Source organism: Candidatus Francisella endociliophora, from assembly GCF_000764555.1.
In the GTDB taxonomy this organism is placed as follows: domain Bacteria; phylum Pseudomonadota; class Gammaproteobacteria; order Francisellales; family Francisellaceae; genus Francisella; species Francisella endociliophora.
Window position 1 is genome coordinate 543,688 of the sequence record NZ_CP009574.1, and the last position, 22,777, is coordinate 566,464.

Genomic DNA, 22,777 nt, shown 5'->3' on the forward strand with positions numbered 1-22,777 from the left:
TTAGCCTCAATAATCAAACATCTTTAACCCTTAAAAGATAATAATATATATTTGAAATAGATTTTCTATGAAAAAAAATATTAAGTAGTAGTACGAGAACACAAGCTAATAACTTACTAATTAACGTTAAATCACTAGTATTTATAAAGTAAATACCAATTAGTATAAATAATATAACCACTATTTTTTTAATAAAAAAAATATATTCAAAACTGACTTCTTTTTTATATTTTGACTGAACCAAATATAAAGACCAGAATACTGTAACCACCCCATTAGCTATACAACTACCTAAAAACACTCCTGTGATACCTATCTCTTTAGTTAAACATATTGAAAGAGGCAAGTTTAGAATAGCTTCGCATAATGTCATTCTAAAGATACTCTTTGCCTCTCCCATAGCAACTAAAATTGAATATGGAACCAAGCTAATCATCAAAAACATAAAATATGATGACATCGCTAAAATAGCTAAATCCCCAGAATATATATTTAATGAACCAATCCATATATTTATTATATCCTTACCAAACAAGCAAACTACAATTGAAAAAGATACACCTATAAAAGTTAAAATAGATACCATATCTATTGTTAATATTTTTAAAAGACTTTTATTTTTATTTTTTATAATTAACTGAGGATATAATGGATTAACCACATTCATAATTTGAGATATCAAAGTTAATCCTAAACCTAAGAATGTAGCTAAAATAGAATATTTAGTTACCGAATCCAAACCTAACATATGGGAAATCACCAACGCATCTGTACTCATGATAATAACGCCTGCCAAACCATTAAACCAAAAATATGATCCAGAAACTAATATATGTTTATATGTTGCAGCATCAAAACCACTATGCTTTTTTGCACAGCTATTTAATTCCTTAGTCAAATCATGTTTTTGTTTGTTAATAAATTTATAAAATATAACCACATAAAGAACACCTGTGAAGATTAAGATTACCCCTGTAAATAGCGCGTAATTAATTAAGCCATATCCCATTATTATAACTAATATAATAATTAATAAATTACCAATATTCCTAAAAACATCCAGTATCTTAACAACATATGAGAGATTGGAGAAAATAAGAACTTGATTAAACAATGAAAAAGGTAAAAATATTATAAAAGCTAATATATTAATAAAAATAAACCATCTTGCTATTGTTAAAATATTGTTTGGTATATCCCCTACTATTCTAACTGCATTAGGATAAAATATTGATATTGTAACTAATACAAAGACAAGTATTAAACTAAAGAATATCATTATAAAACTACCTTTTTTAATAAGTAGTATCTTTCGAGGTATATCATCTAATTTAGCATACATTGTAGCTACAGCCCAAGGAATACCAAAATTTGCTAATGTTAGATAGGATATAATAGATGTAACAATAGAAAAAAGTCCATATTGTTCTGTACCGAAATAGTTTAATGATAATCTTGTTACAACAATCACTACAAAAATTTGTATAATAACTGCTAAATAACTATAAGTAATATTCTTCTTAAGATTATACATTTTTACAAATCTTTAACCACCTGTGTTTATATTTATTACTTCCGTACTTCAAAAAAAATATTTGTTGACTATACTCTGACAATATACAAATATTGCACAATACTAACTATATAAATATTTCCCAAATAAACCATTTTAACATTTATCTTTTAATATAATTTAAAAATATCCGTTTATAAGGTAAATATTTAAAGTCTTTCCAAGTTATATATTTACACATAACTTTAAATGCTTCTCTTGTCTGTATTTTCTCTAATCTATAGCTAATATTATTACTAAACTTATTAATTGTTGCTGGATATTCTACATAGGTAAAATTTGAGAACTTTTCAACAATTCTAAAATATATCTCATAGTCCATGCTGTATTTATTACTTATATCATATTTCATTTCATTAAAAACTCTTTTATCAAAGAATATATTCTGTAACCCAACTAAAGTACCATATCTAATAAGATTAATTCTATTAAAAGCAACATTAGGACATTTTCTTAATTGAACTATATTTTTATCGATATAGTAAGTATATGAATCAAAATAAATAGCATCAAAATCAATCATAAACTTATAGTTATTTATTTCAAATAATGTTTTAGTATTTAATAAGTCATCACTACCCAAATATCCTATTATATTACCACTTACATTCTCTAGCCCTATATTAATTGCATCCGATATTCCTTTATCGTTAACTTTAATCCATTTAATAAATTCATATTCTTTAACATATTCTTTAATTATCTTATGTGAACTATCGCTTGATTTTCCATCAACAATAATTAGTTCCTTATTAAAATATTGATTTCTTACAAAAGATAATATAGAACTTCTAATAGTTTTTTCACCATTAAAGTTCGGCATTATTAAAGAAATTTTAACTTGATGATTCAAACTATTTTAAACTCCTTACTAAGTATCTGATCATTTTCCAGAAAAACCTGGCTATTCCATTATCAATAAAAAAGTCATTCTCATGTAAATAATCAACATTACTTAATTCATTATGTATCTCATGATCAAAACACTCTAATACTCCATTTCTTATAAAATTACCAGTAAATATAAGTCTAATTCTATTTAGATGAGTCTCATAACTCATTAAAATATATAGCTTAAAAAGTTTTTTTGAATACTAAGAACTATAGAATTCAAAAATTTAGTCTGGAACCAAAATAAAATAACTCCAATTATATTTTTTACCCAAAATGCCAAGATTAACAAAACTATACTTATAAGGACTATTTGAAAATGGCCAAAACCACTTAAAAAACCTATATTATCAAACCGATTTGGATTAACTAGCACACTCACAAAAGGAATAACAGCTCCGACACCTAACATAGAAGATGTAGAACCTAGAAATAATAAAACAAGGTATAAAAAAAACTTTTTTTTCTGAGTGGTTTCTAAAATACCGAAGAAATATTTAAAAAATTGTTTCACTTAACACCGCTCTCTATAACTTCATCATAAACTGATTTATAACTTTCAACCATTTTATCTAGATCAAATATATCATCAAATCTAGATCTAGCATTTTTACCATATTCTTGAGCCTTTTGTTCATCTTGCCAAAGTTCTTTGAGATTTTTAGCTAAATCTTGACTATCATTTGGCTTAGCTACTAATCCAGTTTGCTTATCAATATTTACAAAAGTTGTACCTGTACCAATTTCACAGGTTATCATTGGTTTAGCAAATATACTTGCCTCAAGTAAAACCAGTCCAAAAGCTTCTGTTCGCACATTTGATGGTAGTACTAAAGCATAGCTTAGTTTCAACAAAGATAGCTTATCTTTATCATCTAATGCTCCAACAAATTTTATATTTTGTAAGTTATTTTGCTTAGCCTTCTGTTCAAGATACTCCCTTTGATTTCCATCACCAACTATAACTAATGGATAATCTTGCTCTTTCATAGCATCAATCAAGACATCCAACCCCTTGTAATATCTTAGACCGCCAATATAGATGAAGAATTTTTCAAAGCCTATAGTTTTTTTCCAACTTTGATAATTCTTCTCATCAATTTCATAGTCTTTTTCATTTAAACTCATAGGAATTACTTTTTTGGGAGCTTGTATTTCTTTTAGGGCTTCACTACTCTCAAGGTAATTCGGCGATGTTGGCAAGATAACTTCTGCTCCATTAAGAAACTTTTTCATTAATGGCTTATACAGCATCATCAATTTTTTTTGTTTTATAATATCTGAATGATAAGTAATTATATAAGGCTTTTTAGGTTTACAAATCATATGTAGCAAATCAGCAAAAGGATACGGAAAATGATAGTGAATTATATCAATTTGCTTACTTAACTCTCTAAATGTTTTAATAGCCGAAAATGAAAAAGTAGTCGAAGCCATATTTAAATTAGTGTTAGCAAAATGTAATGTATAAAAATCCTTTTTTATAGTCTCATTTTTCTTACCCATCGCTAGTATGTGTATTTCAGCATCATACTTTTTAGCCATAGCAATAGACAATTCATGTATAAACTTCTCTATACCTCCATATGTATATGGATAAAATGATTTAAACACATGCAATATTTTCATTTTCTAAACATCATTCTCTTTTGCAAAATCTTGCCATCTAACAATATCTTGGCAAATATCATCTATAGATTTCTTAGTTTCAAAACCAAGTTCTTTCTTAGCTTTAGAGACATCTGCAAAACTTGCAGTAATATCACCTGCTCGCCTATTTACTATTTGATATGGTATTTCTTTACCTAATGCTTTTTCATAAGCTTTAACAAGCTCTAATACAGAGTATCCCTTTCCAGAGCCAAGATTATATGCTCTCCACGCAGGTTTATCTTCGACCAGCTTTTCTAATGCTAGTATGTGTCCTATCGCCAAATCTACCACATGAATATAATCTCTCACACCAGTACCATCTCTAGTCTCATAATCACCACCAAAAATACTAAGTTTAACTAACTTACCAGCGCCAACCTGACCTATATATGGCATAAGATTATTAGGTATACCTTGAGGATCTTCTCCAATCATACTACTCTTATGAGCACCTACTGGGTTAAAATATCTTAGACAAGTAATATTAAACCTACTATTAGCATTCTGAAGATCTTTCAAGATTTCTTCTAACATTAATTTTGTAGCACCATAAGGATTTGTCGTACTAAGAGGCATATCCTCTGTAAATGGAGGTTCATTATTCATCCCATAAACAGTCGCTGATGAGCTAAAAACAAAATCATAAACCTTATAATATTGCATCAACTCAAGTAAATTTATAGTTCCTTGAATATTATTATGATAATACTCTAAAGGTTTCTCTACACTCTCACCAACGGCTTTAAATCCAGCAAAATGTATTACTGCATCAATTTTGTGCTTTTGAAAAATGCTCTCTAGTTTAAACTTATCCAAAAGATCTATCTCATAAAAATCAAAATCTTTACCTGTGATTGTTTTAATTCTATCTACTACAGATAGTTTACTATTCGATAAATTATCCACCACTACGACTTGGTAACCTTTCTCAAGAAGCTCTACAACCGTATGGCTACCTATATAACCGGTTCCACCTGTTACTAATACTTTTTTACTCATAACTATATTCTATATAATTTGCATCTATATGATTTACGATTTTAGTATCCATAGTCTCTTTCTTAGGTAAAAATAGATCTAGAATTTTCATGAAAATAACCCTAACTGTTTCTATAATAATTAACAAATCAAAAACAAAACTCCATCTTCTTATATATACAAGATCAAGTTTTAATTTATTCTCCGGCAAAGTTGAATAATTTGTCAAAACTTGTGCATAGCCTGTAATTCCTGCCTTAACCTTTGTTCTATATAAAAATTCTGGAAGCTCTTTAGCAAACTCCATTATTAACTCTTGTCTCTCTGGCCTTGGCCCTACTATCGACATATCACCCTTAATTACATTAAAAAACTGTGGTAACTCATCTAACCATATCGGTCTAATTACCTTACCAACTTTAGTGACTCTATTATCATCTTTACTTGCCCATACAGCACCAGTTTGAGACTCTGCATTAACCTTCATACTACGAAATTTTATCAGCTTAAATTTTTTACCATCTTTTGTCATCCTTTCTTGAATAAAAAATGGCGAATTCTTATCTTCTAAGTATATAGCCAATCCAACCAGTAGCATAATTGGGAATGTTAATATAATAATTATCACACTAAAAATTACATCAAATACTCTCTTGATTGCTTGAGCTTCAAATGATAATCCAAAGTTTTTGATACCCATTGCAAGGCTATCACCAAGAGGCACTAACACAGCACCCCAAACTGATATTTCATATTTCCTTGGTATAAGTACAACTTCTAAATTATATTTACTAATCAAAGATAATGCTTCTGAGCTTAGATTCTTTAAAGCATTATCGGATATAAATACTTTTGTGTATTTATTCAAAATTTCAGATAGTTCAATACCATTAACGTCTACACAAAAATATCCACAAACCTTTTCACTCGGCAGTTTTACAAATTGTGCTTTTTCAAAAAGCCAGTTTTGTTCCTTCTCTAGCCCTATCACCAATATATTATTATTTATAGCTGCTCTAATTAATGATCTAAAAAAGACTCTTGTTAAAGATAGTAGTAACAACTGTAGTAAGAATCCAATAATAATAAGACTTCTTGGAAATGAGAAACCTCTCAAGAAAAACGCCAATGTTGTAATAAACATTGCAATAGCTAATGTACAAAGCAGAACTTTAAGAATATTTCTCGATTTAGAAGTTTTCTCACCATTTGTATACTCTGAAACTAATAATATAATTAATGTTGTTACAACAATAAAAAGTGCAAGAAAATTAAAACTTTTAAAATTTGAAATATCATAATCAAACAGATGTAACGGTATAGAATAACTTAACAGTACTATTAAAATAGATATTATTAATTCTAAAACTTTTAAAGTTGCTAATCTATTATACTTTTGCAAGCTCATCCCTCATATTACCAATAGTTTGCTTATAACTATCAGAATTAAAAATTGCAGATCCAGCTACAAAAGCATTTACACCACTATCAGCAATTTCAGCAATATTATTAGGATTAACACCACCATCAATTTCAAGTAAGATATCTCTATCTGTAGCTTTTATCCATTGTGAAACTTCTTTTGCCTTTATTAACATCTCAGGAATAAATTTCTGTCCCCCAAAACCAGGATTTACAGACATTAAAAGTACTCGATCTATATGCTTCTCAACATATTTCAAGCAATCTATATTTGTAGCTGGATTTAACGCTAAACCTGCATCTATACCAAAAGATTTAATCAGCTGTAAACTTCTATCTATATGCTCACTCGCCTCTGGGTGAAAAACTATACTAGTTGCACCAGCTTTCGCAAAACTCTCTATAAGATTATCAACTGGCTTAACCATTAAATGTACATCCATACCAACAGTTATGCCATAATCTCTAAGAGCTTTAAGAACCATAGGGCCAAAAGTTAAGTTCGGTACATAATGATTATCCATAACATCAAAATGAATATTATCAGCACCTGCTGCTAATACATCTTTAACGTCATCTCCTAGCCTTGCTAAATCAGCAGATAAAATTGAGGGGTTTATTTGAAATTGTTTCATAGCTCTCTAAATCTCATAAAATAATTAAATTTAATTTTAGCATAATGACACAAAATATTTGAGCTAGCAGATAACAAAAACTATAATAATTGTGTTTGTATAACTTTTTATAATTAATGAAGGTAAATAAAGTGGAACATATTCAAAATGCTAAAAAAACTTTTGAACTTGAAATACAAGCTCTTGAAAGTCTAAAAAATACAATTGATGAAAGCTTTACAAAAGCTTGTGACATTATTATGAATAATAACCAAGGCAGAGTAATTATCACTGGTATGGGAAAATCAGGGCAAATAGGTAAAAAAATAGCAGCAACTCTTGCAAGCACAGGGACTCCTGCTTTTTTTGTACATCCTGGTGAAGCTGGGCATGGTGATTTTGGTATGATTACTAATAAAGATGTTCTTATAGCTATATCAAACTCTGGAAACTCTAGTGAAATTATGGGATTAATGCCTATGATTAAGCACCTTGGAATTCCTGTAATCTCTATCACGAGCAATAATAATTCTTTGATGGCAAAAAATAGCGATGTAATTTTAAACCTTGGCGTTGAGAAAGAAGCATGCCCACTAAACCTTGCTCCAACATCTAGTACAACAGCGACACTGGTTCTAGGAGATGCTTTAGCTATTGCTCTACTAAAAGCAAAGAACTTTTCTGCTCAAGATTTTGCTTTCTCTCACCCAAGTGGTGCTCTTGGTAAAAAACTGATTTTAAAAGTCGAAAATATTATGCGTAAAGGAGAAGAACTCCCTATAATAACTCCTACAGATAATATTCGTAGTGCCATTCTTGAAATTAGTAAAAAAGGATTAGGAAGTACTTTAATAGTTAAAGATAATAAACTACTTGGAATCTTCACAGATGGTGACTTAAGAAGAATGTTCGAAGCAAATAGTTTTAATTCACAAACTCCAATTAGTGAGGTAATGAGCAAATCTCCAAAAGCTATTTCAAAAGATGATATGGCTATCGTAGCTCTAGAAAAGATGGAAGATTTTGAAATCATGAGTTTGGCTGTAACTGATAAAGATAACAATATTCTCGGTGTTGTTACAATGCATGATTTAATCAAGCTAGGACTTAAGTAAAAGCTATTCTACTTTCCAATAAATATTTTTTTCAACCAATGGTCTGCACTTACATATCTGCCACCACCATATAAGAATAATGTAAACAGCATAATGAAGTATGTAACAGAAAACTCCATACCGCCATTTAGCATAACAGGATCACCTAAAGCAGTTACATAGTTATACCTGTCTGGGAAATTTTGAGATAACCATACAAATAGATCATTTAATCTTTGTGTAGACTCTGCTGTTTTATCTGCAATAGCTGGCCAACCATGAACCCAATGAACCGCTGCACCAGCAACACCCATCACAAACATCATTGGAATTGAGACAAGTCTCGTAAATAAACCAAAAGCAATTCCTATACAACCAATCACCTCTGCAGATGTTGCTAAAAATGCCATAACCTCTGGCATAGGCATACCCAAACCGCCTTGAGAAGCTGGCGCTCCAAACCATGCTACAGTCGTGCTAAAACCCTCAATCTTTGATCTAGCACCTACAAACATTGTTGGTACTAAATACAATCTTATCCCTAATAAAAGTAAAAAATCGATAGACTGAAACTTTTGGATAATTTTATAATATACATCATATACTCTATTTATCATAAATTGCTCCTTATATTGATAAACTAATCATATTTTGGTTATGCCAAGAGACTAAGCGATTTATTAAGTACTCTCGTTGATCATTATTTATTTGTTTAAAATCTTCAGAATCAAAAACCTCTACACCTTTTTCTAGAGCTGAGCTTAATACAGCAAACTCTAACGGTGATAATCTTTGATATGAAGTTCTATGGTTTATGTTACGGTAAAGTGCATATAAGATATCTTTATCTGCACTTAATTTATTTTCATCTAAATCATTTATATCAAAAGGTAATGATATAAAAGTTAGTGTTGGATTTGCTTTTATACTTTTTAGATTTTCAAAATCTATAGACTTAGTGATTTCATCATTCTCATTAACTTTAGACTCTTCTATTTCTATAGAAAAAAGTAACCATTCAAACTCTATTAGCTTGGATAACTCCTCACTCATCTCTACAGATCTCGAAGATTTTAAGATTTCTGTAGCAATCTGATGAAATGCTGGCTCAGATGCAACATTATCTTCAAAAAAAATCTTTAAAATACTTTGTTTTAATTCTTCTGAAGCATGGATACTAAAGAAAGGAAAAGTATTATCTAAAACACTCGATACATTGCCAGTTATAAACTCACGATACATTTGTATCTTTTCATTATTTGAGTTGCCATAACGAATTGCATGAGTAAAGTTTTGCATTTTAGTTTTTAGAGATTCTGATATATTCATATTTTTCCCTCTATAGTATTTGTTATGCTATTTAACTCATTCACCAATTCATCAAGTTTAGGTACAAAATGATCTCGCTCAAGTAGCATTGGGTGCCAACCATGTTGCTCGACTGCAAACTTAGCAAGCTCTTTTACTTCTTGTATTACATCTTTACCATGAGTATCTAAGATAAAATCATCTTTCTTATAGTGTCCAGCAATATGGTAATAATTGACGCTTTCTTTATTTATTCCTTTGATAAACTCATAAGCATCATAATTATGGTTATGTCCATTTACATAAACATTATTTATATCAAGAAGCATTTTCGCACCACTTCTCTTTAGAATTTCATTAATGAAATCAAGCTCATTCATATCATTATCATATTGGTAATAGTATGAAATATTTTCTAATGTAAGAGGTCTTTTTATAATCTCCTGTACCTGATCTATCCTATTACAGATATACGAGATACTTTCTTTCTCTCTTGGTACTGGCAAAAGATCATATAAGTATCCTTTCTCATCATCAGAAAAACATAGATGATCACTGTATATCTTAATATTGTAATCATCTAAGAATGTTCTAACTTCACTCAAGAATTTCTTATTAAGCGGTTGAAATCCACCTATTGATAAACTCAAACCATGGGCTATGATAGGATAAATATCGGCAACCTTGTCAAGATAATCTCGCTTAAAACCACCTAAACCCATCCAATTCTCTGGAGAAAGTTCTAGGAAGTCAATTCCATCAACTTTTTGAGCTGATAATATCGACTGATGTTCAGATCTTAAGCCTATACCTTGACACTTACCAATCATTGTCCACAAACTCCATTTGAGCACTTACCTAATTGTGCTATTTCTTTTTTGTTTTGCTTACCATAATTTTTTTCGACTGTAGTACCGCACTTGCCATCTCTAGCTCTTACAAGCTTGCCATCTTGCTCATCAGAGTTAACATCTACTACACCAAACTTTTTAAGTGAACCACATTTACCACTGGCACATTTACCTTCACCTTGAGCAATTGGACTGCTTTCAGATGAATCTTGAGCTTGCGTGACTGGTGCTTTTGCTTCTTCTGCTAAAGCAACACCAAATGACATAGAAGCTGTTAAAGCAATTGTTAAAGGTATTTTTTTCATTTCTAATTCTCCTTATTTAACTCCATTAACTGGGAAACATGCTAAATCCCTACCTTCATATACAGGGCCCTTATAGTACTTCTGTACGATCTTGGTAGATTCATCTTTAAGTTTTAGACCTTTACCTAAGAAGTGACTTAAAACTAAAGCTTTTGGATTCACTGCAGCAGCAACTTGACCAATTACAGATGGTTTAGCATGTAGGAAACTACCAGCGGCATCTGCACTTTCATCAATTGGCATTGGCATCATTAAAATATCTGCATTTTTTGCGAACTTAACAAAAGCATCTCTAAACTTGTCATGCTTATTACTACCACCAGCACCTGTTACTACGATTGTTCCTTTCTTAGATACAATCTTATATGCTAAAGTTGGGACATCACCCTTAGGGATACCTAACGCCCAAACTGTGAACTCATCATTAGAGAGAACTTTTGTAGGTTCTAGTTTTGTGTAGTCAATATCTTTCACAGGATCAAGCTTAAAAGGAAAGCCATCTGTAGCTGTAAGTATTCCATGCAAATATGCAAAAGAACCACTCTTTTCACTGAAAACTCTTTGTAAGAAATCAGTGGCACTAGGGAACAAACCAGAGCCTGTAGGCCCTGAGAATGGTAAATTCTCTTTTCTATCAGAGAAATATGCACCTTTTAAAATTGCTGGTAAATCTGCTGAATGATCAGCATGAAAGTGTGTCATATTGATTGATTTTAGATCTTCTAGTCTAGCACCTGATTGACCAAATCTAAGGTAAGTACCACCACCAGCATCGATTAAAATCTTAGACTTGCCATCTAACCAAATTAATTCACCAGCAGATGCTCTAGCATCATCTGTAATAGGTCCACCAGAACCAAGTAACTGCAATGTAAAAGATTTATCTAAACATTGAGGTCCTGTCTTTGCAACACCTTGTGTAAAGCCTGCTACACACAACGAGGCTAACATTAAATTTCCAATAGCTTTTTTCATTATTTGACTCCATTACAAATCTAGCTAACTTTGATACATGAATTATGAACACATGACCTAAATTAGTAAAATGAATAGTTTTGATATCATTTATAATTTTTTCTGATATTAAAGGACAAATAACAATTAATTGATGTGAAAATATGCAAATATAATAAAGTTTCTAAAAGAACAGCAATACTGAAAATAAGCCCCAATAGTAAAGAATTATCAGAACATGACACTTTAAAGTAAACTAAGAAAATTTATTGATTTTTAGATTTGAAAAATTAAAGAACATTACCCATAAGAACACTGTGGTAACCAGCGTCTACGTGGATATTTTCACCTGTAATACCAGAAGCCATATCAGAGCAAAGAAAAGCAACTGTATTACCAACTTCCATAATATCAACATTCTTTTTAAGTGGAGAAACTGAAGCATTGTAATCAAGCATCTTTTTGAAATTAGAAATACCTGATGCCGCTAGAGTCTTGATTGGACCAGCTGATACACAGTTTACATTGATTCCATCTGGACCTAGAGCAAGAGCAGTATATTTCATAGTAGCCTCTAGAGATGCTTTTGCAACACCCATAGTGTTATAGCTAGGCATAGCTTTTTCAGCACCAATATAAGTAAGACCAACAATAGATCCTTTTCTACCTTTCATCATTGCACGACCTTCTCTAGCTAATGCAGCAAAAGAGTAAGCACTGATATCATGAGCAACTGCAAAACCTTCACGAGTTACAGTATCAACAAAATCACCGCCTAACTGATCACGAGGAGCAAAAGCAATAGAGTGGATAATACCATCAAGACCATCCCAAACTTTACCAAGATCAACAAAAAGATCTTTCATCTCTTGATCTGAAGTTACATCACATGGCAAAACCGCTGCTGGATTAAATTCTGCTGCTAATTTTTCAACTCTATCTTTGAACTGACCTACATAAGTAAATGCAAGCTCCGCACCTTCTCTATGTAAAGCCGTTGCTATACCATAAGCGATAGATTTATTACTTAAAAGACCTGTTACTAGTATTTTCTTACCTGCTAGAAAACCCATTCGTATTCTCCTTTTTGGATTTTTTATTTAAACTCAATATCTACTATATAAACTTAATGACTATATAGTACAAATATTCCAAACTAATAGATATAATTATAGTTAATCACACAATAAAACACTAGCTTAATTTATATAAGGCTGTCTGATGGAATGTAAAAATAAAAAAATAGTACCTTCTCATAATGGTGAAATAACTTTTGATAGAGCTAAAGAGACTTGGAATATCATGAAAATCACTTCTGAACTTGTCGAAGGGTATGAACGCTTAGATAACTTAACCCCTGCTGTAAGCATATTTGGCTCTGCAAGAATTAAAGAAGATAATAGATATTATAAAGAAGCTGTTAACATTGCTGAGAAATTATCAAATCATGGTTTCACGATAATTACTGGTGGTGGTCCGGGAATGATGGAAGCCGGAAATAAAGGTGCATCTAAAGGTTGCTCTCACAGTGTTGGACTTAATATAACACTACCACATGAGCAAAAACCAAATATTTTCCAAGATATTAGCTTGCTTTATAGATATTTCTTTACTCGTAAAGCAATGTTTATTAAACACTCTATGGCTTATGTAGTTATGCCAGGAGGCTTTGGCACTATGGATGAGTTATTTGATATATCAACTCTTATTCAAACTGGTAAAAAAGCATTTATGCCTATTATTCTTTTCGGAAAAGATTTTTGGGGTGGCTTAATGAACTGGATAAAAACAACTATGATAGAGAATGGTGTAATTGATAGAGATGATCTTAAAATATTACATTTAGTTGATACTGTAGATGAGGTGATTGAAATAATTCGAGATCATTATAATAATACCTACAGCTCCGAAGCTCATTCAAAAATAGTATTTTAAGGCTACGAGTATGGATATCAATACAATGTCAGCTACATTGATCAATAATTCTCTACCTATTATTACAGCATTTACAGTTCTAATTCATATATTCTGTGGGCTAGGAATAGCAAAAGATATTCCTAAAGTTTTAGATAGAAGACTAACTACGATACTTTTACCAAAAAATATATGGATTTTAGTTGGTTTAGTTTTTGGCATTTGGGGACTTTTTATTTATTGGCTAATACATCACTCTACAATTTCTAGAGGATAGAGCTGAAAAATTTTGGATTAATTTCAATCTACCTTGTCATCTAATACTTCATTTCTTAGATTTAGGATATCTTTTCTAATAACATCTTCAACAACCTCTTTACTAAGCGTATGATCAATACCTTCAAGAAGCTCAACGCTTCCCCATGTACTTTCAAAGAACCCGTTATCGACTATATTATCATGCTCTGCAAGTGTTACTCTTATAGCTTCATTAAACTTTCCAAGCTTTCCATTCATAAGTAATAAAAAATACGCTCCCAGCATTTTTCTAAGCCTAACTTTTCTTAGAACGCGCATTGTCTTATGATGAATAAAGAAAGGTGTTATTAAATGAAGTTTCTCATATAAGGCTTCATCTATTAGCGAAGATATTCCTGCTGACATTGATATTGCATAAATCAAGTCATACTTACCTGAGTTTATATTATATTTATGAATAATTCTTTTTAGCTTTCTTTTGACAAAAACAGGACGCCCTAAAGCAACAGTAGTTACTTTAACCTTAACACCATCAACATTCACACATTCAACGCTATCACCTTTACTATAATAGCCACGTATAATTATTATATTTAGCATATTTTTATTATTAAGCTTTTTCAATAAGCTCGATAGAATATCCATCAGGATCTTTGATAAAAGCTATGACTTGTGTTCCACCTTTTAGAGGCCCTGCCTCACGAGATACAATACCACCTTTTGCTTTAACATCTTCACAGGCTTTATATACATCATCAACCTGCATACATAGATGTCCAAAAGCGTTACCATGGTCATATTCATGATCACCCCAGTTATATGTCAACTCTAATACTGTATGATTAGAAATATCTCCATAGCCAAGAAATACCAAAGTATATTTATATTCTGAGTTTTCCATTTTTTTTTGAACTGTCATACCTAATACATTTGTATAAAATTCTATAGACTCTTCTAGGTTTTTAACTCGCAGCATCACATGGGCAAAACGCATATACACCTCTCTAAACTTTATTTGTTATTAACCATTGGTTTTGCTATATTATAACAGATTTTTTAATCCCCTGTTCGTAACTATCCAGGGTTAGCAAAACTATAGGAAAACAAATGACAAACTTTGAACTATTAATATTATTTACTTTTATAGACTTTCTTATTCTATTTTTATCATTCAAATTATTTGGTAAAAAAGGCTTACATGTATTTATTGTTGTAAGTGTAATAGCTGCTAATATCCAAGTAAATAAAGGCGTTGCTTATGATATTGCTGGATTTCATATAGTTGCAACTCTTGGTAATGTAATGTTTGGTGGCATATTTACTGCCAATGATTTACTAAACGAAAAATATGGAAGACAAGAGGCTAAAGCAGCAGTATTAAAATCTGTTTTCTTTGGTCTTTCCTTTGTATTGTTAATGTTTATCTCAACACTATTTATCAGCTTACAAGATAATTTTTATAATGATGTTAACCATTCTTTAGATCTTTTCTTCTCAATCGGTGGGGGAGCTTTAAAAGCAGTAATTATAGGTAACCTCGTATATCTAATATCACAATTATTTGATGTACTTATCTATTCTAAGCTAAAAAGCTATAGCTCAGATATTAAATGGCTTTGGCTAAGAAATACTGGCTCAACTTTAATATCTCAAATATTAGACACTACTCTTATCACATGTGGATTTGCATTAGCTGGAATAATACCAAAAGAATATACTATAGAAATCATCATATCTACTTTAGTTATCAAATATATTATTGCCTTAATAAATGCTCCGCTTTTTTATGTTTTGGCATTTACAAAGCCTCTTAATAACTGAAGTTTATAAGGATTAAAGTTTATTATTTACTTGTTATTGAATATAAGGATGAAACAATATCTTTTTGACCATTAAGATATTCATCCTTGTTATTAAGCATACTGTATTTAGTATAAACCTCACCAATACCTTTACAATAAATAGATATAGAATTATATTTAGTATTTCTATCAGGCTGATCTTTATAATCTACATTATTTTCTAATTCAAACTGAACACAGCTATTATATGTATTTCCATTTATATCAATTTTTGGAATTAATTTTGTATACTTTGATTTTTCATTAACAGTATAGCCATCATAACTATTTGAACTACTTTCAACTTTATTTAGCTCTATTTTTTTAGGAAATAAAGGCGGCTCTTGAAGCTCTGAATCTCCAAGCTTCATCGTACGAATCTTACCATCACTATCTTTGACTTTCATAGAGTTTGTTTGATAAACCGCCCCATCTTTAATAACATAAGTGTATTCACTATAACCACTTGGTTTACCTTCAGAGTCATAATTTCTTAGCTGATAAGTACATTGTGTTTTATTTTCATTACAGCTTTTTACAAACCTATCATATTTTCTTGCTTCAGGATATTTTGTATTTGGTGAAGTATAAGTATAAACAGCTCCTACATCTGTTGAAATCAAATCACTACCTTTAAACACATCTTCTTTTGCATACGATAGAGATAAAGTTGATACTAATATACCCCAAGTTAACAAAATCTGTTGTCTCATAACGAATCCCTTACTATATGATCTTAGTAATTTATAGTAAACCTAACTTATTCAAACCATAATAAACACCGTCATGATAGTTTGCTTTAGTTATCAAATTAGCTTTTTCTTTTAATCGCTCAGAAGCATTTTCCATTGCCACTGCAACATCTACTCGATCAAACATCTCTAGATCATTATTACCATCACCAAAAGCATAAGTTTCATAATCTTCTAAACCAAGATTTTCTACCACTTTATCTATGCCATTTGCTTTGGTATGACCTGCAAGATAACAATCCACATAACCATTTTCATCATGTGGAGCTACCACATACTCATCACCTAAAGCATGCTGTAATGCAATAGAGTCAACTTTTTTACCAAGCACTAAAGCATTATAAATCGTAACGTTATACAAGTTATGGGTTGTAATAATCTTATCCTTATTAACAATTACATTATTATAAAAATAATTAAGATCTTCTGACTCAAGATTATTTACATAAGCGAACTTTCCTTCAAAAAGCCAATCATGGTTATGCTTCTCACAGAATTCTAAAACTTTATCTATAGCATGCTGTGGAAAAAGCTTCTCATAAATAAGCTCATCCTTAACTCTTACAACAGAACCATTTGCTGTTATAAAACCATCCATAGGAAGATCCAAAACAGCTTGGGGTACAAAGCCTTGTGTTCTACCTGTTGCGATAAAAGTTTTATACCCTTGTTTTCTCAAAGCTTTTATAGCCTGAATATTTTTATCAGAAACAAAAAGTTGACCTTTTTTTTCATGTACCAAAGTTCCATCAATATCAAAAAAGAATGCCTTATTTTTCATTATATTTCCTATTTCGACCCTTCAACTCCGCTCAGGGATCTATTCTTTTAATAAATAAACATAGCATCGCCATAGCTAAAAAATCTATATTTTGACGCTATGGCATGCTCGTATGCTTTCATAATTTTTTCTTTATCTGCAAATGCGCTCACTAGCATTATAAGTGTAGATTTTGGCAAATGGAAATTAGTAATCATAGCATCAACTACATTAAACTTTTTACCTGGATATAAGAAAATATCTGTTTCACCTTGATAAGGTTGAATTTCACCACTTTGCCCCGCTGTCTCAAGTGAGCGTACAGAAGTTGTACCAATAGCAATTACTCTGCCATCATTTGCTTTAGTTTGACGAATTTTTTCACATACATCTTCAGGTACAGATATAACTTCTGAGTGCATTTTGTGATTATTTACATCATCAACTTGTACTGGTTTAAAAGTCCCAGATCCAACATGTAACGTTATATAAGCTGTATCAACACCTTTAGCTTTTATCTGTTGCATCAACTCATCTGAGAAGTGCAGGCCTGCTGTAGGAGCAGCAACTGAGCCAAGATCTTTTGCATATACAGTTTGGTATCTCTCAGCATCAAACTCTTCATCATCACGCTTCATATATGGAGGTAATGGAATATGTCCAAACTCTTCCATAAGCTGATAAATATCTTTTTCACCCTGTAGTTCAAGTAGATACATTCCACCATCTTTTTCTAGCACTATAGCTGGCGTATCTTGAACATATATCTCACTTCCAACGGCTGGTGCACGGTTTGCTTTAATATGCGTTTCAAAAAGCTTTGGTGTCTTAACTTTTTCTATTAAATACTCAAGTTTTGCACCTGTTATTTTCTCACCATATAACCTAGCAAGCATTACTTTACTATTATTAAAAACAAGCAAATCCCCTTCATTTATAAAATCTATAAAATCAGTAAATTTATGATCTACTATTTCACCTGTTTGCTTACTCAATTTTAATAATCTACTAGCATCACGATTCTCTAATGGATAACTAGCTATTAGTTCTTCTGGTAATTTATAATCAAAATCGTCTGTTTTCATTTTCAAACTTCCTTTTTAACAATTCTCCTCTTGAGAGGAGTACTCTGCTATGCAGAGGGAGGTGTGTTATTAACACCTAACTTTTCACAATAATCTTTTAGATATTTCATCACGCCATCTAGATTATTTTTAACATCTATATCTTGTATATGTAAAACTTTTAAACCTAAGCCTAATAAATATGAATCTCTAATTCTATCATATTCATATTTATCATTATGACTTAATCCATCTATCTCTATAACTAACTGCAAAGCATCACAATAGAAGTCAACAATATAGTTACCAACGATCTTCTGCCTATCAAAATCTAGGTCTAAAAATTTACGAGCTTTTAGCTCTTGCCATAATAAAACTTCTGATAAAACGCCAGCTTTTCTAAGCTCTTTTGCTCTACCTTTTAGTTTTGGATTATATGGCAATATTCTTTTCATTTCTAAAATTATAGTCTCTTGCTATCTTTATACTTTTCCAAACTACCCCGTCAGTCTGCGACTGCCACCCCTTCCAATCGAAGGGGAATTTCTTATTGTATGTCATTCTATGGCTTAACTATAGAATCTATTTTTATAGCTAAACTATACTTTATCTATGGATACTACGGTCAGTGCCGTAGTATGACTATTTTTCTAAATTCCCCTCTTGAGAGGGGTGCCAACTTGTTGGTGGGGTGTGTTTTAAAAGCTAACTTTATCATTTAGCTTAACTCTTATCGGCCACACCTCCCCTTGCTCCGCAAGGTACTCCTCTCAAGAGGAGAATTATCCCAAAATCATCTTTTCTATCTCTGCTTTTGTAGTTTCTAGATCTGCTATAGCTTCCTCTTGTAACTGCTTAGCTTCTGCTCGAATAGCTGAGATATGTTCTACTATCTCTTGTTGCGATATTTCACCATCTTTTGCTTGTGCCGGTGTAAGTGGTGGTAGTGGTATTTTTATATTTTTCATATTACTAGAGCCTATAAATGGTACTCCACCACCACCAATAAGCTTATCAATAAGTATTCTTCCTAAAGCTGATGATAGTAATGCTTGAATATAAAATGGATTAGCTTTGCTACCTAATCTTATTACTCCTGTATTATTATCTACAAAGTAATTATTATCTACAGCTTCATTTTCAAATACAGCAAATTTATATAGTCTTACCGCTTCACCTATAAACGGCGAAATAATATCACCTTTCTTAAGTTTTTTTACTTCAGAATCTATATTTAAATTTTCTACATTTTCATAATCAATATTATTGTCAAATCTTATGTTTTTTACTTTTAATAATATATTTTTCGAATCATCTATTAAATTTCTACCAACTCCTTGAAAAATATCATCTGCTATATTTGTTAGAGCACACATTTCATATTTGTTTTTAGATGATTTTAAAACTATATTTTCAATCTCATTAAAATATTTATTATTATAATCACAATCCCATCTACTACCACTAACGTCACTAAAATCTGTAGTAAAAATTCTAGCTTGTAGTGAATTGTCTTTTTCTGGTAATTCTATTCCAAGCTTATCTAATAGATAACTATCTATACTAGCTAGTAATTCTTTTGCTTTTTGTTCTTTTTGCTGCTTTTGTTGATAGGCTTGTTCATATTTTTTAACTATTTGCTTTTGGATTTCTATAGGAAGTAATGGAACATCAAAATTTTCTAAGAAATCTTTTGATACTCTTTGATGGCCTGCTGATCCACCAAAATAATTTTGTGCTTCCGCCAAAACACTTTTATGTCTTAACAAAAAATGTAAATATTTAATATTTATATCATTAGCCTTAGCTCTAATTACAAAAAATTCTGTAGAACCACACGCATAACCATTTAAAGTTTTTTCTACAACTGCTGATTTTCCATTTTGCATGCAAGGTGTAATTTTTGCCCAGATTAAATCACCTTGCTTAAATCTAGTATAGCCCTTAGACTCACTAACTTCTTTTGTGTAATTTTTAAAAACTATCCCATTTTTATCAGAAACAGCATCCATAGGTATAAATGTAATTTTTTCACTCTTTTTTAAAGATGAAAAAGAAGTTATTGGATCAATATATGCTATTTTTTTGAGCTTAACAGAATTTACTTTATCAAAATTAAAAATATTTCTATAAGCCTGTGGGTTAAGTCTTTTGCCAAATACTTCAGAATAATCCACTAAAAAGACTTTATTATTATCTACAGAACTATCAAGTTTATATTCTGTCATCTTCAATATCCTTGATAAATTTTGTTAGATGCTGCTGTATTTCATCTAGCTCATTATTACCAGTTTCTTTACCTGTTGCATCGTAGCCAATATTTTCAGCTATTGCCATGAATATAGGATAATCAAGATTTTGAGCTTTTATTTGCTCTTTTCTCTGCTCCTGATATAAATCTGTTAGCTTTTCTTTGAAATCTGCTAACTTTTGATTATATTCTGCTGAGATTTCTGTTTTCCAATCTTTAAACTCTTGTGTTTTTTCTATAGTTTTTTTGTCAGTTTCTGCTGTAGTGTTTATAAATCCAGTATGATTTTTTATAACACTTTTTTTCTCAGCTTCTATAGCTTTAGAAGTATTTTCATAGCCTTGCGAATCTTTTATATTATTCTGTAAATCTACTTTTAATTGCTTATAAGCTTGGCTTTTTATAGCTGGCCACTTTCTCAAGAAAAGCACCGAACTTTTGACACCTGCACCATTTGCAGCAAATGCTGTCTGCGGCATAGACACTACAGCCACGAGCCTAAACCAATCTTCTATTTGATCTCTTACATATTGTAATGAGCTATTTGTAAGTATCCCATCAGGTATAACTATCGCAAGAAAGCCATTTTCTTTTAAAAATCTATAACATTGCTCTATAAATAGAACCTCTGTACTCTGGGAGTCTTTACCTTTGATTTTCTTAGTTTTTAAGTCTAGCCAATCAATATCTGATACACCTAAATTATACTGATGTAAATATGCTTTTTCTGTTTGCTTAATTTTACTCCCAAACGGTGGATTTGTAATAATAAAATCCATAGAGCTAGCTTTAAACTCTTTATTTGTCTTTTGCATTTCATCAAAGCTAACTAATCCATCACTAGCTATTACATTTGTATGACCATCATCATGAATAATCATATTCATCTTAGCAGTTCTAGCTATTTGCTCGTTTATCTCTATACCAAAGAGATTCTTCTCTGCAAAATCATGCCAATAGTTATGGTGAGCTCTATCTTGCTCTCTATCTTCCTCGTAGTCAGGATACTCTTCATCCGCTTGACTTCTAACCTTATCCAAAGCATGCAACAGAAATCCACCACTACCACAAGATGTGTCTAATACTCTATTCGTGTTTTTAATATTTAAAACATCTACAACAAACTTAACTATAGGTCGTGGCGTAAAATATTGCCCAAAATCACCCCTAAAAAAACTTCCCATAAAAGTTTCAAAAGCTCGACCTTTGCTATCTAAATCTGTCTTATTAAGGTTTACCCCTTGTAGATAATTTACAATTGTTCTAATTCTATAGTCTGAGAGCCTAATATCATCTTTAAAGACCTCTTTATCAAACTCTTTACCGCGATTATAAATATATCTTACTCGCTCAGCTAAAGCTTTATTAGTACGATAATCTTCATCCCTATTTTTTTCTTTATCTTCTTTTGTTAAATCTTCTTGTATTACTTGAAAATGATATACTTCACCTTTTTTACGGGCTTTTTTATTATTACCCTCAAGGTTATATCTCTCATCCCAAATCTTACAAAAAATCAACTTATCTAGCTCGTCAAAAGCTTCCGAAGGATTTAGCTGACCTCCTGCCCAAAGTGCATTATGCGCTTGTTTAAAAATCCTAGTTAACTCACCTTCTGACACTGTTTGGATATCTTTAAACTTTTTATCTTTATAGGCTTTATATTTGGCTTCTTTACAAACTCCACCTTTAGCATACTTAAATGGTGGCACTCGATCTTCACCAAACTTAGGAATATCTGGTAATGTCTCTTTTAGATTTTTATCTTTATCAAACCTAAAATACTCATTTAAAATACCAGATGTCACCCAAATATACTTGATAGTTCGAGAGATAAATCTCGCATAGCTAAAACCCTGCTCTACTGCCTGACGATATTCTGACTCTGAAACTTCTTGTTTTTTACACTCTACAATTAGCTTAGGAGTTTCATGTGCCTTGTCATCATAGACGACCATATCTACTTCTTTTCTAGTAGAACCGTCTTGTACACTTTCAAATTGATTTATATACTCTGGGCTATAATCATAGTCATATACAAGTTTTAAAAAGGTATCTGCCTGAACTCTTTCTTCTGGATTATCTATATTTCTTGATTTATTTTGAAATACATAAGTTATTCTCTTAAACTCTTCATCAAAATTAATATGATTATCTTGTATACCTTGCTCTAGGTATTTTATTTCTTCTTTTAAAACATCAAATTTAGTTTTTTGATGTTTAACTTCTAAATCATTACTCATGCTTATATTCTCACTATGATTACAGATTTTTTTAAAGAACGACCCTTCGAC

Annotated in this window: 24 protein-coding genes and 1 pseudogene; 4 read left to right on the forward strand and 21 right to left on the reverse strand. The window is 31.0% G+C overall.

Features of this window, described 5'->3' with window-relative positions:
• Positions 1–13 precede the first annotated feature (13 nt).
• The 7 genes and pseudogenes from QI37_RS02615 to rpe form a co-directional block, all read right to left on the reverse strand.
• A complete protein-coding gene (locus tag QI37_RS02615; protein WP_040008277.1) occupies positions 14–1,534 on the reverse strand; it encodes an MATE family efflux transporter in 1,521 nt (506 codons plus the stop codon).
• A gap of 142 nt (positions 1,535–1,676) precedes the next feature.
• Positions 1,677–2,426: a glycosyltransferase gene (locus QI37_RS02620; protein WP_040008279.1), complete on the reverse strand. Its 750-nt coding sequence runs from the start codon at positions 2,424–2,426 to the stop codon at positions 1,677–1,679.
• A 145-nt stretch (positions 2,427–2,571) separates the two neighbouring features.
• Positions 2,572–2,978: pseudogene (locus QI37_RS02630) on the reverse strand (ABC transporter ATP-binding protein); the annotation flags it as partial.
• Positions 2,975–4,093, reverse strand: coding sequence for a glycosyltransferase family 4 protein (locus QI37_RS02635; RefSeq protein WP_040008283.1), 1,119 nt, complete (start codon positions 4,091–4,093; stop codon positions 2,975–2,977). The gene QI37_RS02635 and the pseudogene QI37_RS02630, both read right to left, overlap by 4 nt.
• Before the next feature lie 3 nt (positions 4,094–4,096).
• Positions 4,097–5,116 carry a UDP-glucose 4-epimerase GalE gene (galE, locus tag QI37_RS02640; RefSeq protein WP_040008285.1) on the reverse strand — a complete coding sequence of 340 codons (1,020 nt, stop codon included), beginning with the start codon at positions 5,114–5,116 and terminating at the stop codon, positions 4,097–4,099.
• Positions 5,109–6,503, reverse strand: a complete 1,395-nt coding sequence (locus QI37_RS02645) for a sugar transferase (protein ID WP_040008287.1) — start codon at positions 6,501–6,503, stop codon at positions 5,109–5,111. Before QI37_RS02645 ends, galE begins: the two co-directional genes overlap by 8 nt.
• Positions 6,484–7,152 (reverse strand): ribulose-phosphate 3-epimerase, encoded by a 669-nt coding sequence (gene rpe, locus QI37_RS02650; RefSeq protein WP_040008289.1) that lies wholly within the window; start codon positions 7,150–7,152, stop codon positions 6,484–6,486. Before rpe ends, QI37_RS02645 begins: the two co-directional genes overlap by 20 nt.
• A gap of 116 nt (positions 7,153–7,268) precedes the next feature.
• Here rpe and QI37_RS02655 point away from each other — a divergent pair, with 116 nt between their 5' ends.
• Positions 7,269–8,246, forward strand: a complete 978-nt coding sequence (locus QI37_RS02655; protein WP_144242698.1) for a KpsF/GutQ family sugar-phosphate isomerase — start codon at positions 7,269–7,271, stop codon at positions 8,244–8,246.
• Between the two features lie 8 nt (positions 8,247–8,254).
• Here QI37_RS02655 and QI37_RS02660 read toward each other — a convergent pair whose 3' ends face one another.
• From QI37_RS02660 to QI37_RS02685, 6 genes are all read right to left on the reverse strand, one after another.
• Positions 8,255–8,842 (reverse strand): HvfX family Cu-binding RiPP maturation protein, encoded by a 588-nt coding sequence (locus tag QI37_RS02660; protein ID WP_040008292.1) that lies wholly within the window; start codon positions 8,840–8,842, stop codon positions 8,255–8,257.
• A 10-nt stretch (positions 8,843–8,852) separates the two neighbouring features.
• Positions 8,853–9,554, reverse strand: coding sequence for an HvfC/BufC family peptide modification chaperone (locus tag QI37_RS02665; RefSeq protein ID WP_040008293.1), 702 nt, complete (start codon positions 9,552–9,554; stop codon positions 8,853–8,855).
• A complete protein-coding gene (locus QI37_RS02670; RefSeq protein ID WP_040008296.1) occupies positions 9,551–10,363 on the reverse strand; it encodes an MbnB/TglH/ChrH family RiPP precursor modification enzyme in 813 nt (270 codons plus the stop codon). Before QI37_RS02670 ends, QI37_RS02665 begins: the two co-directional genes overlap by 4 nt.
• A complete protein-coding gene (locus tag QI37_RS02675) occupies positions 10,360–10,689 on the reverse strand; it encodes a hypothetical protein (protein WP_040008297.1) in 330 nt (109 codons plus the stop codon). Before QI37_RS02675 ends, QI37_RS02670 begins: the two co-directional genes overlap by 4 nt.
• Before the next feature lie 12 nt (positions 10,690–10,701).
• The gene (locus QI37_RS02680) at positions 10,702–11,664 is read right to left on the reverse strand and encodes an MBL fold metallo-hydrolase (protein WP_040008300.1); all 963 of its coding nucleotides are present in this window, start codon (positions 11,662–11,664) and stop codon (positions 10,702–10,704) included.
• A gap of 269 nt (positions 11,665–11,933) precedes the next feature.
• Positions 11,934–12,716 carry an enoyl-ACP reductase FabI gene (locus QI37_RS02685; RefSeq protein ID WP_040008301.1) on the reverse strand — a complete coding sequence of 261 codons (783 nt, stop codon included), beginning with the start codon at positions 12,714–12,716 and terminating at the stop codon, positions 11,934–11,936.
• 148 nt (positions 12,717–12,864) lie between these two features.
• On the opposite strand from QI37_RS02685, the gene QI37_RS02690 reads away from it, so the two are divergent.
• Together QI37_RS02690 and QI37_RS02695 are read left to right on the forward strand one after the other, a co-directional pair.
• A complete protein-coding gene (locus tag QI37_RS02690; RefSeq protein ID WP_040008302.1) occupies positions 12,865–13,578 on the forward strand; it encodes an LOG family protein in 714 nt (237 codons plus the stop codon).
• A 10-nt stretch (positions 13,579–13,588) separates the two neighbouring features.
• The gene (locus QI37_RS02695; protein WP_040008304.1) at positions 13,589–13,834 is read left to right on the forward strand and encodes a hypothetical protein; all 246 of its coding nucleotides are present in this window, start codon (positions 13,589–13,591) and stop codon (positions 13,832–13,834) included.
• Positions 13,835–13,857: 23 nt separating this feature from the next.
• Here QI37_RS02695 and QI37_RS02700 read toward each other — a convergent pair whose 3' ends face one another.
• A complete protein-coding gene (locus QI37_RS02700) occupies positions 13,858–14,415 on the reverse strand; it encodes a hypothetical protein (protein ID WP_040010659.1) in 558 nt (185 codons plus the stop codon).
• Positions 14,416–14,425: 10 nt separating this feature from the next.
• The gene (gene gloA, locus QI37_RS02705) at positions 14,426–14,809 is read right to left on the reverse strand and encodes a lactoylglutathione lyase (RefSeq protein WP_040008306.1); all 384 of its coding nucleotides are present in this window, start codon (positions 14,807–14,809) and stop codon (positions 14,426–14,428) included.
• Between the two features lie 113 nt (positions 14,810–14,922).
• Here gloA and QI37_RS02710 point away from each other — a divergent pair, with 113 nt between their 5' ends.
• Positions 14,923–15,636: a queuosine precursor transporter gene (locus QI37_RS02710; protein ID WP_040008308.1), complete on the forward strand. Its 714-nt coding sequence runs from the start codon at positions 14,923–14,925 to the stop codon at positions 15,634–15,636.
• Positions 15,637–15,658: 22 nt separating this feature from the next.
• On the opposite strand, the gene QI37_RS02715 is transcribed toward QI37_RS02710, so the two are convergent.
• From QI37_RS02715 to QI37_RS02740, 6 genes are all read right to left on the reverse strand, one after another.
• The gene (locus QI37_RS02715) at positions 15,659–16,369 is read right to left on the reverse strand and encodes a hypothetical protein (RefSeq protein ID WP_040008311.1); all 711 of its coding nucleotides are present in this window, start codon (positions 16,367–16,369) and stop codon (positions 15,659–15,661) included.
• Positions 16,370–16,400: 31 nt separating this feature from the next.
• A complete protein-coding gene (locus QI37_RS02720) occupies positions 16,401–17,189 on the reverse strand; it encodes a Cof-type HAD-IIB family hydrolase (protein ID WP_040008314.1) in 789 nt (262 codons plus the stop codon).
• A 47-nt stretch (positions 17,190–17,236) separates the two neighbouring features.
• Positions 17,237–18,253: a tRNA preQ1(34) S-adenosylmethionine ribosyltransferase-isomerase QueA gene (queA, locus tag QI37_RS02725; protein ID WP_040008315.1), complete on the reverse strand. Its 1,017-nt coding sequence runs from the start codon at positions 18,251–18,253 to the stop codon at positions 17,237–17,239.
• A 47-nt stretch (positions 18,254–18,300) separates the two neighbouring features.
• Complete coding sequence (locus tag QI37_RS02730) at positions 18,301–18,687, reverse strand: endonuclease domain-containing protein (RefSeq protein ID WP_040008316.1); 387 nt, start codon at positions 18,685–18,687, stop codon at positions 18,301–18,303.
• Positions 18,688–19,014: 327 nt separating this feature from the next.
• The gene (locus QI37_RS09880) at positions 19,015–20,460 is read right to left on the reverse strand and encodes a restriction endonuclease subunit S (RefSeq protein WP_052399130.1); all 1,446 of its coding nucleotides are present in this window, start codon (positions 20,458–20,460) and stop codon (positions 19,015–19,017) included.
• Positions 20,447–22,726, reverse strand: a complete 2,280-nt coding sequence (locus QI37_RS02740) for a type I restriction-modification system subunit M (RefSeq protein ID WP_081946973.1) — start codon at positions 22,724–22,726, stop codon at positions 20,447–20,449. The genes QI37_RS09880 and QI37_RS02740 overlap by 14 nt, the downstream gene beginning before the upstream one ends.
• Between the last annotated feature and the right edge of the window lie 51 nt (positions 22,727–22,777).

What these genes read in the sequence shown, in the direction of transcription:
- QI37_RS02700 (WP_040010659.1), bottom strand. Translation starts at nt 14,415, where the DNA reads ATGCTAAATATAATAATTATACGTGGCTATTATAGTAAAGGTGATAGC.
- QI37_RS02645 (WP_040008287.1), bottom strand. Translation starts at nt 6,503, where the DNA reads ATGAGCTTGCAAAAGTATAATAGATTAGCAACTTTAAAAGTTTTAGAA.
- QI37_RS02740 (WP_081946973.1), bottom strand. Translation starts at nt 22,726, where the DNA reads ATGAGTAATGATTTAGAAGTTAAACATCAAAAAACTAAATTTGATGTT.
- QI37_RS02670 (WP_040008296.1), bottom strand. Translation starts at nt 10,363, where the DNA reads ATGATTGGTAAGTGTCAAGGTATAGGCTTAAGATCTGAACATCAGTCG.
- QI37_RS02690 (WP_040008302.1), top strand. Translation starts at nt 12,865, where the DNA reads ATGGAATGTAAAAATAAAAAAATAGTACCTTCTCATAATGGTGAAATA.
- QI37_RS02715 (WP_040008311.1), bottom strand. Translation starts at nt 16,369, where the DNA reads ATGAGACAACAGATTTTGTTAACTTGGGGTATATTAGTATCAACTTTA.
- QI37_RS02615 (WP_040008277.1), bottom strand. Translation starts at nt 1,534, where the DNA reads ATGTATAATCTTAAGAAGAATATTACTTATAGTTATTTAGCAGTTATT.
- QI37_RS02665 (WP_040008293.1), bottom strand. Translation starts at nt 9,554, where the DNA reads ATGAATATATCAGAATCTCTAAAAACTAAAATGCAAAACTTTACTCAT.
- QI37_RS02635 (WP_040008283.1), bottom strand. Translation starts at nt 4,093, where the DNA reads ATGAAAATATTGCATGTGTTTAAATCATTTTATCCATATACATATGGA.
- gloA (WP_040008306.1), bottom strand. Translation starts at nt 14,809, where the DNA reads ATGCGTTTTGCCCATGTGATGCTGCGAGTTAAAAACCTAGAAGAGTCT.
- rpe (WP_040008289.1), bottom strand. Translation starts at nt 7,152, where the DNA reads ATGAAACAATTTCAAATAAACCCCTCAATTTTATCTGCTGATTTAGCA.
- queA (WP_040008315.1), bottom strand. Translation starts at nt 18,253, where the DNA reads ATGAAAACAGACGATTTTGATTATAAATTACCAGAAGAACTAATAGCT.
- QI37_RS02685 (WP_040008301.1), bottom strand. Translation starts at nt 12,716, where the DNA reads ATGGGTTTTCTAGCAGGTAAGAAAATACTAGTAACAGGTCTTTTAAGT.
- QI37_RS02675 (WP_040008297.1), bottom strand. Translation starts at nt 10,689, where the DNA reads ATGAAAAAAATACCTTTAACAATTGCTTTAACAGCTTCTATGTCATTT.
- QI37_RS02730 (WP_040008316.1), bottom strand. Translation starts at nt 18,687, where the DNA reads ATGAAAAGAATATTGCCATATAATCCAAAACTAAAAGGTAGAGCAAAA.
- QI37_RS02680 (WP_040008300.1), bottom strand. Translation starts at nt 11,664, where the DNA reads ATGAAAAAAGCTATTGGAAATTTAATGTTAGCCTCGTTGTGTGTAGCA.
- QI37_RS02660 (WP_040008292.1), bottom strand. Translation starts at nt 8,842, where the DNA reads ATGATAAATAGAGTATATGATGTATATTATAAAATTATCCAAAAGTTT.
- QI37_RS02695 (WP_040008304.1), top strand. Translation starts at nt 13,589, where the DNA reads ATGGATATCAATACAATGTCAGCTACATTGATCAATAATTCTCTACCT.
- QI37_RS02655 (WP_144242698.1), top strand. Translation starts at nt 7,269, where the DNA reads ATGAAGGTAAATAAAGTGGAACATATTCAAAATGCTAAAAAAACTTTT.
- QI37_RS02710 (WP_040008308.1), top strand. Translation starts at nt 14,923, where the DNA reads ATGACAAACTTTGAACTATTAATATTATTTACTTTTATAGACTTTCTT.
- QI37_RS09880 (WP_052399130.1), bottom strand. Translation starts at nt 20,460, where the DNA reads ATGACAGAATATAAACTTGATAGTTCTGTAGATAATAATAAAGTCTTT.
- QI37_RS02720 (WP_040008314.1), bottom strand. Translation starts at nt 17,189, where the DNA reads ATGAAAAATAAGGCATTCTTTTTTGATATTGATGGAACTTTGGTACAT.
- galE (WP_040008285.1), bottom strand. Translation starts at nt 5,116, where the DNA reads ATGAGTAAAAAAGTATTAGTAACAGGTGGAACCGGTTATATAGGTAGC.